We start from the raw sequence: 15,276 nt of genomic DNA, 5'->3' as shown, positions 1-15,276 counted from the left end.
GCTGCGCCATTGAAGTGCGGCGGAAACGCCGCCGGCCACGCGCGGCGTTTCAGAAGTCCACGGCGTACTGGAGACTGGCCTGGCGTGCGTCACCGCGCGGTCCGAAGCGCTGGTCGAGGCTGAAGCCCAGCTGCGCGTGACGGCCGAGCCGGGTGCGCGCGCTCAAGCCGAACAGGCCACCGCCGCGGGTCGGATCAGCCGCGGCCAGCGGCGACCAGGCATCGACGCCGACGAAGCTGGCCAGCGGCGCCAGCCCGGCGCTGGACAGGGTGTGCTGCCACTCCGCATGCCCCTGCAGCTGCCACGCGCCGAAATGGCCGAACGCGCGCAGGCCGGCCAGGCCCTGGCTGCGGCGGGCATCGAGCGCGGCGCTGCGCAGGCCGAAGCCGGCGGCACCCTGCTCGCGGAAGCCGTCGCTCTGGACCTGCGCGTATTCCAGGCCCAGATACGGCACCAGGCCGCTGGCGCCGGTGCCGAAGCGCCAGCCGGTTTCCAGCGCGGCCACGGCAAAGCGGCCGTCGTAACCGGCATGCACGGCGTGGCGGCTGGCACCGGCCAGCAGCTGGCGGTCGGTGCGGCGCTGCCACTGGCCGCTGCCGAACTGCCCGGCCAGGTAGGCGCGCTCGCCGTGCACGCCGGCATAGGCCTGCACCTGCGCCTGGCGCTCGCGGCTGCGGTCGCCGAGCGCGCGCAGGCGGCTGTCGCCATGGGTTTCGGCCACGGCCAGGCCGGCAAACCTGCGCCCGTCCAGGCGCAGATCGTGGCCTGCCATCCAGCCGCTGACCCGGGCATCGCCGTGCGCGCCGCCGGCCAGCGCCGGTGCACCCAGGGATTCGATCCAGCTGCCGCTGCTCTGGGCGCCGCCGGCCAGCTGGTCCAGGCGCGAGGACAACGTGCGCCGGCCCAGGTCCAGGCTGTCGAAGGTGGCGGCCATGGCCGCGGCATGCAATTCGCCGGAGAGGCTGCGCAGGGTGGCGGCCGCCGACTGTGCGTCCTCGGTGCGCTGGATGGCACCGGCAATGCGCTCGAAATCCGCGCCGGCCGCCGCCGGCACGCCGTTCTGGTCCAGGCTCGAGAACGCCGATTCCAGGCGCCGGGCCGCGCCCAGCGCGGCCGGATCGCCGATGCCCAGCGCGGCGGCGGTGGCGGCCACGTCCACCCGGCGCAGTTCCATCCACACCCTGCTGCCGCCATACACCAGCGAGGCGTCCAGGAATACGCCCGGGCCCGCGCCCAGCCCGTCGAAGCGGCCGGCCAGGCCGCCCTCGGCGGACAGTACGTCCTCGCGCTCCTGCATCACGTAGCCCTGGCGCTGGCCGATGACCTGCACGTCGCCGCCTTCGATGGTGGCGCGGCCGCGCACCTGCATGCCGCCATTGCCCAGCACCAGGGCCAGGCGGCCGCCGGCCTGCTGGGTGTAGTCGCCCATCACCACCAACGGCGCGCCCTGCGCGCTGCCGCCGCCGTCGACCACGACGGTGCCGGCGTTGACCAGGTCCGCGCCCAGTTCGGTGACGCGCTCCAGCCGCGCGCCGCTGGCCACGTGGACGTCGGAGGCGGACAGGCCGCCGGGCGCGCGCAGCACGCCCTGTTCGATCCGGGTAGCGCCGGTGTAGGTGGACGGCTTCTCCAGCACCAGGGTGCCGCTGCCGCGCTTGACCAGGCCGCCTGCGCCGCTGATCGGGTTGCTCCAGGCCGATTCGCCCTCGAAGCTCACCTCGACGTCGCCCCAGTCGAACTTCGCCGGCCCGCCAAGGGCGCGCGCCACGTTCAGCAGGCCGTAGCCGAACACCGCATCCGGGCCGGGCGCGCCGATGTCGGTGGCCGTGCCCAGCAAGGTCTGGCGGACCAGGTCGTTGTCGAAGTACGGGAACTTCTCCCACACCAGGGCTGCGGCGCCGGACACCAGCGGCGCCGCGTACGAGGTGCCGGAGCCATAGTAATAAGTGGTGTTGCCCGCGGTGGCGTCGTGCCCGGGGTAGACCGAGGTGCCGGGCGCGGCCAGGCAGTAGTCGCGGCCCAGGCCGCAGGCATTGGCGTAGGAGGCCAGGCGGTCGGGACGGCTGGTGTCCACCGCGGTGACCGCCAGCCAACCACGTTCCAGGTCGGCCGCCGGGCGGGTGCCGTTGGGCCCGGCCTGGCTGGGCAGCGAGGCGGTATCGGTGGGATTGGCGCGGCCCTCGTTGCCGGTGGCGAACACCACCAGGCCGTCGTGGTCGCGGATGAAGAAGCGGTACTCCTCGGCGATCTGCGCGGTGACGCTGTCCCGGGTCCAGTACAGCCCGCCCCAGGAGTTGTTCATGATGCGCATGCCGCGCGCGGCCAGGTCCTCGTGGACCGGGCGCAGGCCCAGCGGGCCGCTGACCTCGTTGCCGCGGCCGGAGCCGTCGTCGTCCGGGCGCCTGTCGTTGATGACCCGCGCCGAGAGGATGGTCGCCCCCGGTGCCACCCCACCCGGCCAGGGCCCCACCGGCACGCCGGCGGCGAGCAGGGCCACCGTCGTGCCATGGCCGACCACGTCGTCGACCGCGAGGTTGTTCGCCTGCGGATCCACGTAGTTGAGGTTGGCCGCCACCCGCCCGGCCAGGCCTGGGTGGTTGCGGTTCACGCCGGTGTCGATCAGGCCGATGGCATAGCCGGCACCGGTAAGGCCGCCACGTTGCCGGGCGCTGGCGTTGGTGATGGCCAGGTGCGCGTCCGCGGCCGGCTGCGGGACGTCGCTGGAAGGCGGCGGGGGCGTCGACGGATTGCCCGGGCGGACATTGCCGCCGCCTCCCCCGCCACCGCAGGCGGCCAGGGCGATGGCCACGGCGGTCGCCAGCAGCACGCGTGCGGCGCCGGAAGGATGTCGGGCACTTCCCTGCATCGTGTTCTCCCCGAAGGCGTGGCGCGGACGCCGCCACGGCCGTTCTATACCGCAAGCGTGCGCGGCTTGTCGCCTGCCACCGTGGGTGTGGCGCGCCCCTGCCGGGTGTGCGGATAATCGCGGTTCACCCTTTGCGAGGCACCCCCATGTCCGACATCGTGATCGTCGCCGCCAAACGCACCGCCATCGGTTCCTTCCTCGGCCAGTTCAACGGCGTGCCCACGCCCACCCTGGGCGCGGCCGCGATCGGCGCGGCGCTGGAGCAGTCGGGCGTGCCCGCAGCCGATGTGTCGGAAGTGATCATGGGCTGCGTGCTGCCGGCCAACCTCGGCCAGGCGCCGGCCCGCCAGGCGGCGCTGGCCGCCGGCCTGCCGACCTCCGCCGGCTGCACCACCATCAACAAGGTGTGCGGCTCGGGCATGAAGGCGATCATGCTCGGCCACGACCTGATCAAGGCCGGCTCGGCCTCGGTCGTGGTCGCCGGCGGCATGGAGTCGATGAGCAACGCGCCGCACATGATCCCCAACTCCCGCACCGGCAACCGCTACGGCGGTTTCCAGGCGGTGGACCACATGGCCTGGGACGGCCTGACCAACCCGTACGACGGCCAGTCGATGGGCGTGTTCGCGGAGAAGACCGTGGAGAAGTACGGCTTCACCCGCGAGGAGCAGGACGCCTACGCGATCGAGTCGGTCAGGCGCGCGCAGGCGGCGCAGGCCAGCGGCGCGTTCGAGGGCGAGATCGTCCCGGTCAAGGTCGCCACCCGCAAGGGCGAGGTGGAGATCGCCAGCGACGAACAGCCGGGCAAGTCCGACATCAACAAGATCCCGACCCTCAAGCCGGCATTCAAGAAGGACGGCACGGTCACCGCGGCCAGCTCCTCCTCCATTTCCGACGGCGCCGCCGCCACCGTGCTGATGTCGGCCGATGACGCCGCCCGCCGCGGCCTGCAGCCGCTGGCACGGATCGTCGGCCATGCCACCTTCTCGCAGCAGCCGGAGTGGTTCACCACCGCCCCGGTGGGCGCCATCTCCAGCCTGCTGGACAAGGTGGGCTGGAAGGTCGACGACGTGGACCTGTTCGAGATCAACGAGGCGTTCGCGGTGGTGGCCATGGCCCCGATCCGCGACCTGGGCATCCCGCACCAGAAGCTCAACGTCAATGGCGGCGCGTGTGCCCTGGGCCATCCGATCGGCGCCACCGGCGCGCGTCTGGTCGTCACCCTGGTCAACGCACTGCGCAAGCGTGGGCTGAAGCGGGGTATCGCCGCGCTTTGCATCGGCGGAGGAGAGGCTACCGCTATCGCTCTGGAAATGGTGTAATCGTTTTCACGACGCCTTTACGGAACCTCACCTGTTGCTGCTTGACAGCAGAAACGGCCTTGTCATCATGTTGGCGGCGCGCAATAGCGCGTTGCCCAACTAAACGACGAGGAATATCCAACATGAGCATCAACAAGCTGCTGATCGCCCTGGCCCTGGGTCTGGCCCTGGCCGCGTGCTCGAACTCCGAGCAGGCGCAGGACGCGGCTGCTGCCGCTGACACCGCCGCTGCCGAGGCTCAGGCTGCTGCCGACGCCGCTGCCGCCGAGGGCTCCGAGGCTGCCGACGCCGCCCAGGTCGCCGCCGATTCGGCCGCTGCTGCTGCCGACACCGCCGCTGACGCCGCCGCTTCGGCCGAGGGCGCTGCCACCGACGGCGCCGCCGACGCTGCCGCCGACACCGCCGAGGCTGCTGCCGACGTTGCCGAGCAGGCCAAGGACGCTGCCGAAGAAGCCAAGAAGTAATAAGGCTTTACAGCACGCTGCACGGAAGGCCGCCGGGAAACCGGCGGCCTTTCGCTTTATCCGGATCCCGCTTTGCGGATGCGCGCGATATTCCACGCTTGCGGTTTTCCACCGGAATGGGCCGGCGCAACGCTGGCCGGATATCCATGCAACGGGCAGGCTGACCCGAGGCAGGCGGCGTTCGGCCGCACATCCCGTACTCGTGCGCCTCCTACCCGCTACGCCTCACCCGCGCGTATTGCCCCGCTCCACTGGCGGCCCCAACGGTAGGAGCGTGGCGTGGCTGCGCCTGCGGGCCTGCCATGCCACCCCTGCGCCGCTCCTAACGGTGCGCTGCCAGCTGCGCATGAAAACGTTCAGCTGCTTCCGCGGAATGGCCTCCGGACCCCAAACCTGAATACGCAGATGAACGGCAGTTCAATAGTCCCAGCCTATTGCTGACTGGACTGTTCAGCCGGTTCACGGCACGCCCACCGCGGCCGGGGAATGCTGCCGCCGCGCCAGCCTGGCGCCCCATTCCCCGGAACAGGAGTCGACCATGACCCGCAACCGCATCCTGCTGATCCCCGCCGCCGCTGCCCTCGCCCTGGCCTTGGGCGCCTGCGACAACTCCTCGCGCGAGGAGGCCCGCGCCGAGGCCGCGGCCGCCGGCGACCATGCCGCCGCGGCCGGCGAGCACGCGGCCGCCGCTACCCGTGAGGCCGCCAGTTCGGCCGCCGATGCCACCCGCGAGGCCGCGGCCGACGCCGAAGTGCACGCCCGCGAGGCCGGCCAGCGCGCCGAGGCCGCCACCCGCGAAGCCGCCGCCGACGCGGCCGAAGCCACCGCCAACGCCGCCGACGCGACCGCCGACAAGGCGCGCGAGGCCGCGGCCGACGCCCGCACCGACAACGACTGATCCATCCGGGCCGGCCGCGCCGCGGCCGGCCCGTGTTGCGGCGCCAGAAGGCGCCAGGGACGCGCTGGCTTATCCTCCGGGCACGCCTAACCGACGATTCCCATGCCCGTCCTCCGCAGCCAGATCGATACCCGCTCCCCCGAATTCCGCGAAAACGAAAGCCACCACCGGCAACTGGCCGAGGAACTGCACCAGCGCCTGCAACGGGCCGCCGAGGGCGGTGGCGAGAAAGCCCGCCAGCGCCACGTCGAACGCGGCAAGCTGCCGGTCCGCGAACGCATCGACGCCCTGCTCGATCCCGGCTCCCCGTTCCTGGAGATCGCCCCGCTGGCGGCCGAGGACATGTACGACGGCGCCGCGCCCGCGGCCGGCATGGTCTGCGGCATCGGACGGGTGATGGGCCAGGAAGTGGTGGTCGTGGCCAACGACGCCACGGTCAAGGGCGGCACCTATTTCCCGATGACGGTGAAGAAGCACCTGCGCGCGCAGGAGATCGCGCGCGAGAACCGGTTGCCGTGCATCTACCTGGTCGCCTCCGGCGGCGCCTTCCTGCCGCTGCAGGACGAGGTGTTCCCGGACAAGGAGCACTTCGGCCGCATCTTCTACAACCAGGCGCGGATGAGCGCGGAGGACATCCCGCAGATCGCGGTGGTGATGGGCAGCTGCACCGCCGGCGGCGCCTACGTGCCGGCGATGTGCGACGAGAGCATCATCGTCCGCGGCCAGGGCACGATCTTCCTCGGCGGCCCGCCGCTGGTGAAGGCCGCCACCGGCGAGGGGGTCGATGCCGAGGCGCTGGGCGGCGCCGACGTGCACACTTCGGTCTCCGGCGTGGCCGACCACTACGCCGAGGACGACCGCCATGCGCTGGAGATCGCGCGCGGCATCGTCGGCCACCTCAACCGCCGCAAGCAGCCCGCCGTGGCGCTGCGCGAACCGCGCGAGCCGCTGTACCCGGCCGAGGAGCTGTACGGCCTGGTGCCGAAGGACACGCGCCGCCCGTTCGACATCCGCGAGGTGATCGCGCGCATCGTCGACGGCAGCGAGCTGGACGAGTTCAAGGCCCGCTACGGCAAGACCCTGGTCACCGGCTTCGCCCACGTGCACGGTTGCCCGGTGGGCATCGTCGCCAACAACGGCATCCTGTTCGGCGAGAGCGCGCTCAAGGGCGCGCACTTCATCCAGCTGTGCAACCAGCGCGGCATCCCGCTGGTGTTCCTGCAGAACATCACCGGCTTCATGGTCGGCCGCAAGTACGAGAACGCCGGCATCGCCAAGGACGGGGCGAAGATGGTCACCGCCGTGGCATGTTCGTCCGTGCCCAAGTTCACCGTGGTCATCGGCGGCAGTTTCGGCGCGGGCAACTACGCCATGTGCGGCCGCGCCTACGGCGCGCGCTTCCTGTGGATGTGGCCGAACGCGCGCATCAGCGTGATGGGCGGCGAACAGGCCGCCAGCGTGCTCGCCACCGTGCGCCGCGACGCGATCGAGGCCGGCGGTGGCCAGTGGAGCGCGGAGGAAGAGGAGGCGTTCAAGGCGCCGGTGCGCGAGCAATACGAGCGCCAGGGCAGCCCCTGGTACGCCACCGCGCGGCTGTGGGACGACGGCATCATCGACCCGGCCGACACCCGCCGGGTGCTGGGCCTGGGCCTGTCGGCCTCGCTCAACGCGCCGATCGAGCCGGCCCGCTTCGGCGTGTTCCGGATGTAGCCGCGCGCAGCCGGCCGCCGCCCGTCGGCCGCCGCTGCCGTTCCGGCTGGAAGCCGCGCGCGGTTCTGCTATGGTCGGCGGCGCTTTCCTGGAGGGGATCCGCTGCATGCACCGACGTCTTCCGATCCGGCGCCTGGTCGCCGCCCTGCCCCTGCTCCTGGGCCTTGCCCTGTGCGCCTGCGGCGCGTCGGGCGAAGCCACGGCACAGGCCACGCCCACGCCGCCGCCCGCGGCCGCCGGCCCGGGCGCGGTCGCATCCGGGCAGTATCCTGACCTGTTCGCCGAGGCCGGCTACGACGCCGCCGCGGTGGAGGCGAAGATCCAGGCCGCGTTCCGGCAGCTGTTCCACGGCGACCCGCGCAACCAGGCGGTGTACTACCCGTCCGGCGCCAACGAGCACGGGCCGATGGCCTACATCCACGACGTCAACAGCAACGACGTGCGCTCGGAAGGCATGTCCTACGGGATGATGATCGCGGTGCAGCTGGACCGTAAGGCCGAGTTCGACGCGATCTGGAACTGGGCCGTGACCCACATGTACCACGCCGACCCGAAGCATCCGGCGCACGGCTACTTCGCCTGGTCGGTGCGCACCGACGGGGTGGCCAACGACGAGATGCCGGCGCCCGACGGCGAGGAGTACTTCATCACCGCCCTGTACTTCGCCTCGGCGCGCTGGGGCGATGGCGAAGGCATCTACGCCTACCGCAGCTGGGCTGACCGCATCCTCACCGACGTCCTGCACCGCGGCGCCATCACCGGCGCCACTTCGACCTCGAAGCGGGCCACCGCGGTGAACCTGTTCGACAAGGACGCGAAGATGGTCCGCTTCACCCCGGACCTGCCCAACGCCGCGCATACCGACGCCTCCTACCACCTGCCCGCCTTCTACGAGGTCTGGGCGCGGGTCGGGCCGGAAGCCGACCGCGCGTTCTGGCGCGAGGCGGCGCAGGTCAGCCGCGACTACTTCGTGCGCGCCGCGCACCCGAAGACCGCCCTGACCCCGGACTACGGCAACTTCGACGGCACGCCGTGGGCGGCGCCGTGGCGCCGCGAGTCGGCGGACTTCCGCTACGACGCCTGGCGCACCGCGATGAACTGGTCGATGGACTGGTCCTGGTGGCGGGCCGACCCGCGCCAGGTGGAGCTGAGCAACCGCTTGCAGGCGTTCTTCCACCGCCAGGGCCTGGACCGCTACGCCAGCCTGTACACGCTGGCCGGCAAGCCGCTGGGCGGCGGCCAGACCACCGGACTGGTGGCGATGAACGCCACCGCCAGCCTCGCCGCCGACCACCCGCGGCGGCTGGACTTCGTGCGCGCGCTGTGGGAACGCCCGGTGCCGGAAGGCCACCACCGCTACTACGACGGCATGCTCTACATGATGGCCCTGCTCCACTGCAGCGGCCGCTACAAGGCCTGGATGCCGCAGGACGCGGACGGCTGAGCGGCCACACCACCGGAAACGGAAAACGGGCGCCGCGGCGCCCGTTTTCTCTTGCCTGATCCCGGCCCCCGGCTCAGCGTGGCGGCCCCTTCCGCGGCTCCGGGCCACAGGCATCGCAGCCACCGCAGGCACCGGCGCCGCCGCCGGCAGCCGGGGCGATCAGCCGTGCCAGGCGCCGCATCCATGCCGGCCGGCCATCGCGCACCAGCGGCGCCGCCAGGGCCAGGCGCAGCCGGCGCACGGTGCCGGGGAACTGGCGGCGCAGGAACATCCACAGCGCCAGCAGCACCACCAGTGCGACGATCACGTACTGCAGCCACAGCGGCATCGTGCGTCCTCCTCAGCCCGCGCCCAGGCGGATGGCGACCTGGTAGGTCAGCATCGAGGCCAGGTAGGCCAGGGCGAACAGGTAGCCGGCCGCGATGGCCATGGTCTTCCACGAGCCGGTCTCGCGCTTGATCGCCGCCCAGGTGGCGATGCACTGCGGGGCATAGATGAACCACACCAGCAGGGCCAGGCCGGTGGCCAGCGACCAGCCATCGGCGATCAGCGGGGTCAGCGCCTGCGCCGCGGCCTCGTCATCGGCCGCCGACAGTGCGTACACCGTGGCCAGCGAGGACACCGCCACCTCGCGCGCGGCCAGGCCCGGGATCAGGGCGATGCAGATCTGCCAGTTGAAGCCCAGCGGCGCGAACACCACCGCCAGCGCATGGCCGATGCGGCCGGCCAGGCTGTAGTCGATCGCCGGCAGGGTCGCGTCGGCCGGGGCCGCGGGGAAGTTCAGCAGCACCCACAGCAGCACGGTCAGGGCGAAGATGATGCCGCCCACGCGCTTGAGGAAGATCAGCGCACGCTCCCACAGGCCGATGGCCAGGTCGCGCGGGTTGGGCAGGCGGTAGGACGGAAGCTCCAGCAGCAGCGGGTGCTCGCCGCGGTCGCGGCGCCACTTCTTCATCACGAACGACACCGCCAGCGCGCTGAGGATGCCGGCCATGTACAGGCCGAACAGCACCAGGCCCTGCAGGTTGAACCCGCCCCAGACCTCGCGCGAGGGGATGAAGGCGCCGATCAGCAGCGCGTACACCGGCAGCCGCGCCGAGCAGGTCATCAGCGGCGCCACCAGGATGGTGGCCAGGCGGTCGCGTGGGTCCTGGATGCTGCGCGTGGCCATGATCCCGGGGATGGCGCAGGCGAAGGACGACAGCAGCGGGATGAAGGAACGCCCGGACAGGCCTGCGCCGGCCATCATCCGGTCCAGCAGGAACGCCGCGCGCGGCAGGTAGCCGGATTCCTCCAGCGCCAGGATGAAGGCGAACAGCACCAGGATCTGCGGCAGGAACACCACCACCCCGCCGAGGCCGGCGATGATGCCATCGGCCAGCAGGCTGGCCAGCGGCCCTTCCGGCAGGGTCGCCGAGACCCACTCGCCCAGCGCGCCGGTGCCGGCGTCGATCAGGTCCATCACCGGCGTGGCCCAGGCGTACACCGCCTGGAAGATCAGGAACATCACCACGGCCAGGGTCAGCAGGCCGAAGAACGGATGCAGCAGCCAGCGGTCCAGGGCGTCGTCGACCTGCGCGGTGCGCGCCGGCATGGACACGGTCGCCGCCAGCAGGCGGCGGGTCTCGGCGTGCAGGTCGGCGTCCGCGGGCAGCTGCACCGCCGGCGGCTGCGGGGCGGCGGCGAAGCGGTCGATCAGCTCGACCAGTTCGCGCGCACCGTTGCGGCGCACGGCCACGGTCTCCACCACCGGCACGCCCAGTTCGCGCTCCAGCGCGGCGCGGTCGATGGCGATGCCGCGGCGGCGCGCGGCGTCGCTCATGTTCAGCGCGACCACCATCGGCCGCCCCATCTGCCGCACCTCCAGCACGAAGCGCAGGTGCAGGCGCAGGTTGGTGGCGTCGACCACGCACACCAGCATGTCCGGCGCCGGCTCGCCCGGGTAGAAGCCGCGGCACAGGTCGCGGGTGATGGCCTCGTCCAGGCTGGCCGGGTTGAGGCTGTAGGCGCCGGGCAGGTCCAGCACGGCGTAGCTGCGGCCGGACGGGGTGACCAGCCGGCCTTCCTTGCGCTCGACGGTGACGCCGGCGTAGTTGGCCACCTTCTGCCGGCTGCCGGTCAGCTGGTTGAACAGCGCGGTCTTGCCACAGTTGGGGTTGCCCAGCAGCGCCAGGCGCGGGCTCGCTTCCTGGGCGCTCATGCCGCCTCCGTGCCCGCGGGCTGCACCCGCACCCGGGCCGCTTCGGCGCGGCGCAGGGCGAAGCGGGTGTAGCCGACCTGCACCAGCAGCGGCTCCCCGCCGAGCGGCCCCTTCGCCACCACCTGCACCGGCTCGCCGGCCACGAAGCCCAGCTCGCGCAGGCGGCGGGCGACGACGTCGTTGGGGTGGCGATCCTCGACAGAGGTGACCGCGACGGGCGTGCGCGGCGGCAGGTCTGACAGCAGCACGATGGCTCCGGACAATCAAGAATTGTTCTCAATTCTAGCATCGCGGCCAGGTGAAGGTTTCCGCTGGACCGGTCCTCGCCGCGCTGCGTCATGGCCGCCCACCGGGGCACCGTTATCATCCGAAACGGTTTTCCCCCGGAGCCGACATGGCCGAACCGCTGCTGATCCAACCGGCCGGCCCCGTGCTGCGCCTGCGCCTGAACCGGCCGCACCTGCACAATGCCTTCGACCCGGCCCTGATCGCCGCCCTGACCGCCGCGCTGGAACAGGCCGGCGCCGACCCGGCGGTGCGCGCGGTGCTGCTGGAAGGCGAAGGGCCCTCGTTCTCCGCCGGCGCCGACCTCAACTGGATGCGCGGCATGGCCGCCGCCAGCGAGCGGGAGAACCGCGAGGATGCCCTCGCCCTGGCCCGGCTGATGCGCACCCTGGACGAGCTGCCGCGCCCCACCCTGGCGCGGGTGCACGGCCCGGCCTTCGGCGGCGGCGTGGGCCTGGTGGCGTGCTGCGACATCGCCATCGGCACGCCGAAGGCCCGCTTTGGCCTGACCGAAGCCCGGCTGGGCCTGCTGCCGGCGGTGGTCTCGCCCTATGTCGTGGCCGCCATCGGACCGCGCCAGGCGCGGCGCTGGTTCACCACCGCCGGGCATTTCGACGCCGAGGCGGCGCAGCGCATGGGCCTGCTGCATGCCGTGGTGGCCGAGGACGCGCTGGATGCCGCCGTCCAGGCCGAACTGGACCTGCTGCTGCAGGCCGGCCCGGTCGCCGCGGCCTCGGCCAAGGCGCTGGTGCGGCGGGTCGTGGCCGGCGGCCCGGCCGAGGCGCTGGATGCGGACAACGCCGCGCTGATCGCCGCGCTGCGGGTCTCGCCCGAGGGCCAGGAAGGCCTGGCCGCGTTCCTCGGCAAGCGCCCGCCTGCCTGGATCGGAAGCAAGGAATGAGCACCGCGCGCCGGCCCGGCCGTCACCGGGACCGGCACCGCGGACTGATCGTGTTCCAACCGCGTGCCCTGCGCCGCGGTTCCCACCTGGACCCGCCATGCCTGCAAGCCCGTTGTTCAAGCGCCTCCTGATCGCCAACCGCGGCGAGATCGCCTGCCGCGTCATCCGCACCTGCCGGCGCCTGGGGATCGAGACCGTGGCGGTGTACTCGGAGGCCGACGCCGGCGCCCTGCACGTGCGCATGGCCGACCATGCCGTGTGCATCGGCGGCGCGGCGCCGGCCGAGAGCTACCTGCGCGGCGAGGCGGTGATCGACGCCGCGCTGCGCAGCGGCGCCGAGGCCATCCATCCCGGCTACGGCTTCCTGTCCGAGAACGCCGGCTTCGCCGAGGCGGTGGCCGCGGCGGGCCTGGTGTTCGTCGGTCCGCCGGCATCGGCCATGCAGCGCATGGGCAGCAAGGCCGGCGCCAAGCAGCTGATGGCCGCCGCCGGCGTCCCGGTCGTCCCCGGCTACAACGGCGAGGACCAGTCCGCGGAAACACTGGCGGCCGAGGCGCAACGCACCGGCTTCCCGCTGATGGTCAAGGCGGCGCACGGCGGCGGTGGCAAGGGCATGCGCGTGGTGCACGCGCCGGAGGACTTCGCCGCCGCGCTGGAAAGCTGCCAGCGCGAGGCACGCAACGCCTTCGGCCGCGACCGCGTGTTGCTGGAGCGCTACGTGCGCTCGCCGCGGCATATCGAGATCCAGGTGTTCGCCGACAGCCACGGCCAGGTGATCCACCTCAACGAGCGCGAATGCTCGGCCCAGCGCCGCTACCAGAAGGTGCTGGAGGAATCGCCCTCGCCGTTCCTGACCCCGCGGCTGCGCGCGGCCATGGGCGAGGCGGCGGTCGCCGCGGCGCGCGCGATCGGCTACGTCAACGCCGGCACGGTCGAGTTCATCGTCGACCCGGAAGGCAACTTCTACTTCATGGAGATCAATACCCGGCTGCAGGTCGAGCATCCGGTGACCGAGATGGTCACCGGCCTGGACCTGGTGGAATGGCAGCTGCGCGTGGCCGCCGGCGAGCCGCTGCCGCTGCGCCAGGACCAGGTGCCGCAACGCGGCCACGCGATCGAGGTGCGGCTGTACGCGGAGGATCCGGATTCGGGCTTCCTGCCGGCCTCGGGCACGCTGCGCACGCTGGCCCTGCCCTCGCCCTCCGCACACGTGCGCGTGGATGCGGGCGTCGAACAGGGTGATGCGGTGAGCGTGTTCTACGATCCGATGATCGCCAAGCTGATCGTGCACGACGTGGACCGCCCCGCGGCGCTGGCCGGCCTGCGCGCGGCGCTGGCGCAATGCCATGTCGCCGGGCTGAAGACCAACATCGGTTTCCTCGAGGCGCTGGCGCGGCATCCGGCGGTGGTCGAGGGCCGGATCGACACCGGCTACCTGGACCGCCATCTGGACGAGTTCCTGCACGGCCGCGATGCGGCAGGCAGCGCCGAACTGGCGATCGCGGCGGTGGCGTTCCTGCTGCGTGCACAGCAGGCCGAGGCCGCACGGGCCGCGGCCGGCGCGGAGCCGCATTCGCCCTGGGCGCTGGCCGATGGCTGGCGCCTGCATGGGCGCGCCGCGCGCCACCTGCGCCTGCGCTGCGGTGAAGCCACGCACGAGGTGCTGGCGCGCGGCCATGGCGGCCAGTGGCAGCTGTCGGTGGACGGCCGGGAACACGCCGTCGACGGCGCGCGCACGCATGATGGCTGGGTGGAACTGCTGCTGGACGGTGTCGGCCGCCGCGCGCGCATGCGCTTCGACGGCGAGGTGCTGGAACTGCATGACGGCCGGCGCCGCCTGCAGGTCGCGCGCCTGTCCGGCGAACGCGCCGGCGGCGAGGAAGGCGACGGCGACGGCCAGGTGCGTGCGCCCATGCCCGGCCGCGTGGTGGTCGTGCGGGTCGGGCCCGGGCAGCAGGTCGAGGCCGGTGCCGAGCTGCTGGTGATGGAGGCGATGAAGATGGAGCTGTCGGTCAAGGCGCCGCGCGCCGGCATCGTTTCCGCGCTGCGCGCTGCGGCCGGCGACTTCGTCGAGGCCGAGGCGGTGCTGGCCGTGGTCGGCGACGCGGAGGCGGCATGAGCGAGTTCGTGCGCATCGTCGAGGTGGCCCCGCGCGACGGCCTGCAGAACGAGGTCGCGATGGTTGCCACCGCGGACAAGATCGCGCTGGTGGACCGGCTCTCGGCCACCGGCCTGCGCAGCATCGAGGCCACCAGCTTCGTCAGCCCGAAATGGGTGCCGCAGCTGGCCGACGCGGCCGAGGTGATGGCCGGGATCCGGCGTCGGCCGGGGGTCGCCTATCCGGTACTGGTGCCCAACCTGCAGGGCTACGAGCGCGCGCGCGCCGCGGGCGCGGAGGAAGTGGCGGTGTTCACCGCCGCGTCGGAAGCCTTCAACCGGAAGAACACCAATGCCTCGATCGACGAGTCGATCGAGCGCTTCATGCCGGTGCTCGAGCGCGCCCGCGCCGACGGCGTGCGCGTGCGTGGCTATGTCTCCACCGTGCTGGGCTGCCCCTACCAGGGACAGGTGCCGCTGGCCGACGTGGTCCGGGTGGCGCGGCGGCTGCACGCGCTGGGCTGCTACGAGGTCTCGCTGGGCGACACCATCGGCGTGGGCACTCCGCGCAAGGCGCGGGAAATGCTGCTGGCGGTCGCCGCCGAGGTGCCGATGCAGGCGCTGGCAGTGCATTTCCATGACACCTGGGGCCAGGCCCTGGCCAATGTCGCCGCCTGCGTGGAAGCCGGCGTGCGCGTGGCCGACGCCGCGGTCGCCGGCACCGGCGGCTGCCCCTACGCACGCGGCGCCAGCGGCAACCTCGCGACCGAGGACCTGGTGTACATGCTGCATGGCATGGGCCTGGAGACCGGGGTCGACCTGGAGGCGCTGGCGGAGACGGGGCGTTGGCTGGCTGGTGTGCTGGGCCGCACGACCGGCAGCAAGGTTGGGCAGGCGCTGGCGCGGGAGTGAGCGAAGCCGGACGCGCTTCGTCTGGCCGGCCTCCCCCTTCGCGGCGGAACGTTGCAGGGCGCGCGCGATGCTGCGATCGGCGCGGCGACTGGCACACCGGCCCTCACCCCGGATGCGCTTCGCTTATCCGGCCACGTGATGCGGCGGATGGACGGCTTCCCTGGCCCTGCCGGGAAT

The 15,276-nt window shown here is 72.4% G+C and carries 12 protein-coding genes; 8 read left to right on the top strand and 4 right to left on the bottom strand.

The window, feature by feature from the left end; all coding sequences use genetic code 11:
* Positions 1-49 precede the first annotated feature (49 nt).
* Positions 50-2,866, bottom strand: coding sequence for a S8 family serine peptidase (locus B351_RS0113260; protein ID WP_039731637.1), 2,817 nt, complete (start codon positions 2,864-2,866; stop codon positions 50-52).
* A 146-nt stretch (positions 2,867-3,012) separates the two neighbouring features.
* On the opposite strand from B351_RS0113260, the gene B351_RS0113255 reads away from it, so the two are divergent.
* The 5 genes from B351_RS0113255 to B351_RS0113235 all read left to right on the top strand — a co-directional run bounded on the left by B351_RS0113255 (position 3,013) and on the right by B351_RS0113235 (position 8,704).
* The gene (locus tag B351_RS0113255) at positions 3,013-4,188 is read left to right on the top strand and encodes a thiolase family protein (RefSeq protein ID WP_019399519.1); all 1,176 of its coding nucleotides are present in this window, start codon (positions 3,013-3,015) and stop codon (positions 4,186-4,188) included.
* Positions 4,189-4,310: 122 nt separating this feature from the next.
* Positions 4,311-4,652 carry a hypothetical protein gene (locus B351_RS0113250; RefSeq protein WP_019399518.1) on the top strand — a complete coding sequence of 114 codons (342 nt, stop codon included), beginning with the start codon at positions 4,311-4,313 and terminating at the stop codon, positions 4,650-4,652.
* Positions 4,653-5,190: 538 nt separating this feature from the next.
* On the top strand, positions 5,191-5,550 hold the full coding sequence (locus tag B351_RS0113245) for a hypothetical protein (protein WP_019399517.1): 360 nt from the start codon (positions 5,191-5,193) through the stop codon (positions 5,548-5,550).
* Between the two features lie 102 nt (positions 5,551-5,652).
* Entirely contained in the window at positions 5,653-7,260 is a 1,608-nt protein-coding gene (locus tag B351_RS0113240) for a carboxyl transferase domain-containing protein (RefSeq protein ID WP_019399516.1), read from the top strand.
* A 106-nt stretch (positions 7,261-7,366) separates the two neighbouring features.
* Entirely contained in the window at positions 7,367-8,704 is a 1,338-nt protein-coding gene (locus B351_RS0113235) for a glycosyl hydrolase family 8 (protein ID WP_026010708.1), read from the top strand.
* Between the two features lie 73 nt (positions 8,705-8,777).
* On the opposite strand, the gene B351_RS0113230 is transcribed toward B351_RS0113235, so the two are convergent.
* The 3 genes from B351_RS0113230 to B351_RS0113220 are packed head-to-tail and all read right to left on the bottom strand — an operon-like array spanning position 8,778 to position 11,152.
* Positions 8,778-9,032, bottom strand: coding sequence for a DUF6587 family protein (locus tag B351_RS0113230; RefSeq protein WP_019399514.1), 255 nt, complete (start codon positions 9,030-9,032; stop codon positions 8,778-8,780).
* 12 nt (positions 9,033-9,044) lie between these two features.
* Positions 9,045-10,904 carry a ferrous iron transport protein B gene (feoB, locus tag B351_RS0113225; RefSeq protein ID WP_019399513.1) on the bottom strand — a complete coding sequence of 620 codons (1,860 nt, stop codon included), beginning with the start codon at positions 10,902-10,904 and terminating at the stop codon, positions 9,045-9,047.
* Positions 10,901-11,152: a FeoA family protein gene (locus B351_RS0113220; protein ID WP_019399512.1), complete on the bottom strand. Its 252-nt coding sequence runs from the start codon at positions 11,150-11,152 to the stop codon at positions 10,901-10,903. Before B351_RS0113220 ends, feoB begins: the two co-directional genes overlap by 4 nt.
* A gap of 146 nt (positions 11,153-11,298) precedes the next feature.
* Between B351_RS0113220 and B351_RS0113215 the strand changes: the two genes are divergently transcribed.
* The 3 genes from B351_RS0113215 (at position 11,299) to B351_RS0113205 (ending at position 15,099) form a co-directional block, all read left to right on the top strand.
* Complete coding sequence (locus tag B351_RS0113215; RefSeq protein ID WP_019399511.1) at positions 11,299-12,090, top strand: enoyl-CoA hydratase-related protein; 792 nt, start codon at positions 11,299-11,301, stop codon at positions 12,088-12,090.
* Between the two features lie 97 nt (positions 12,091-12,187).
* Entirely contained in the window at positions 12,188-14,209 is a 2,022-nt protein-coding gene (locus B351_RS0113210) for a biotin carboxylase N-terminal domain-containing protein (protein WP_198006226.1), read from the top strand.
* Positions 14,206-15,099, top strand: a complete 894-nt coding sequence (locus tag B351_RS0113205; protein WP_019399509.1) for a hydroxymethylglutaryl-CoA lyase — start codon at positions 14,206-14,208, stop codon at positions 15,097-15,099. Before B351_RS0113210 ends, B351_RS0113205 begins: the two co-directional genes overlap by 4 nt.
* Positions 15,100-15,276: the final 177 nt, after the last annotated feature.

It is taken from the genome of Pseudoxanthomonas sp. GW2 (assembly GCF_000283075.1).
Classification (GTDB): Bacteria; Pseudomonadota; Gammaproteobacteria; order Xanthomonadales; family Xanthomonadaceae; genus Pseudoxanthomonas.
Note: the sequence above shows the minus strand (reverse complement) of the source record. Positions and strands in the feature narration are given on the sequence as shown.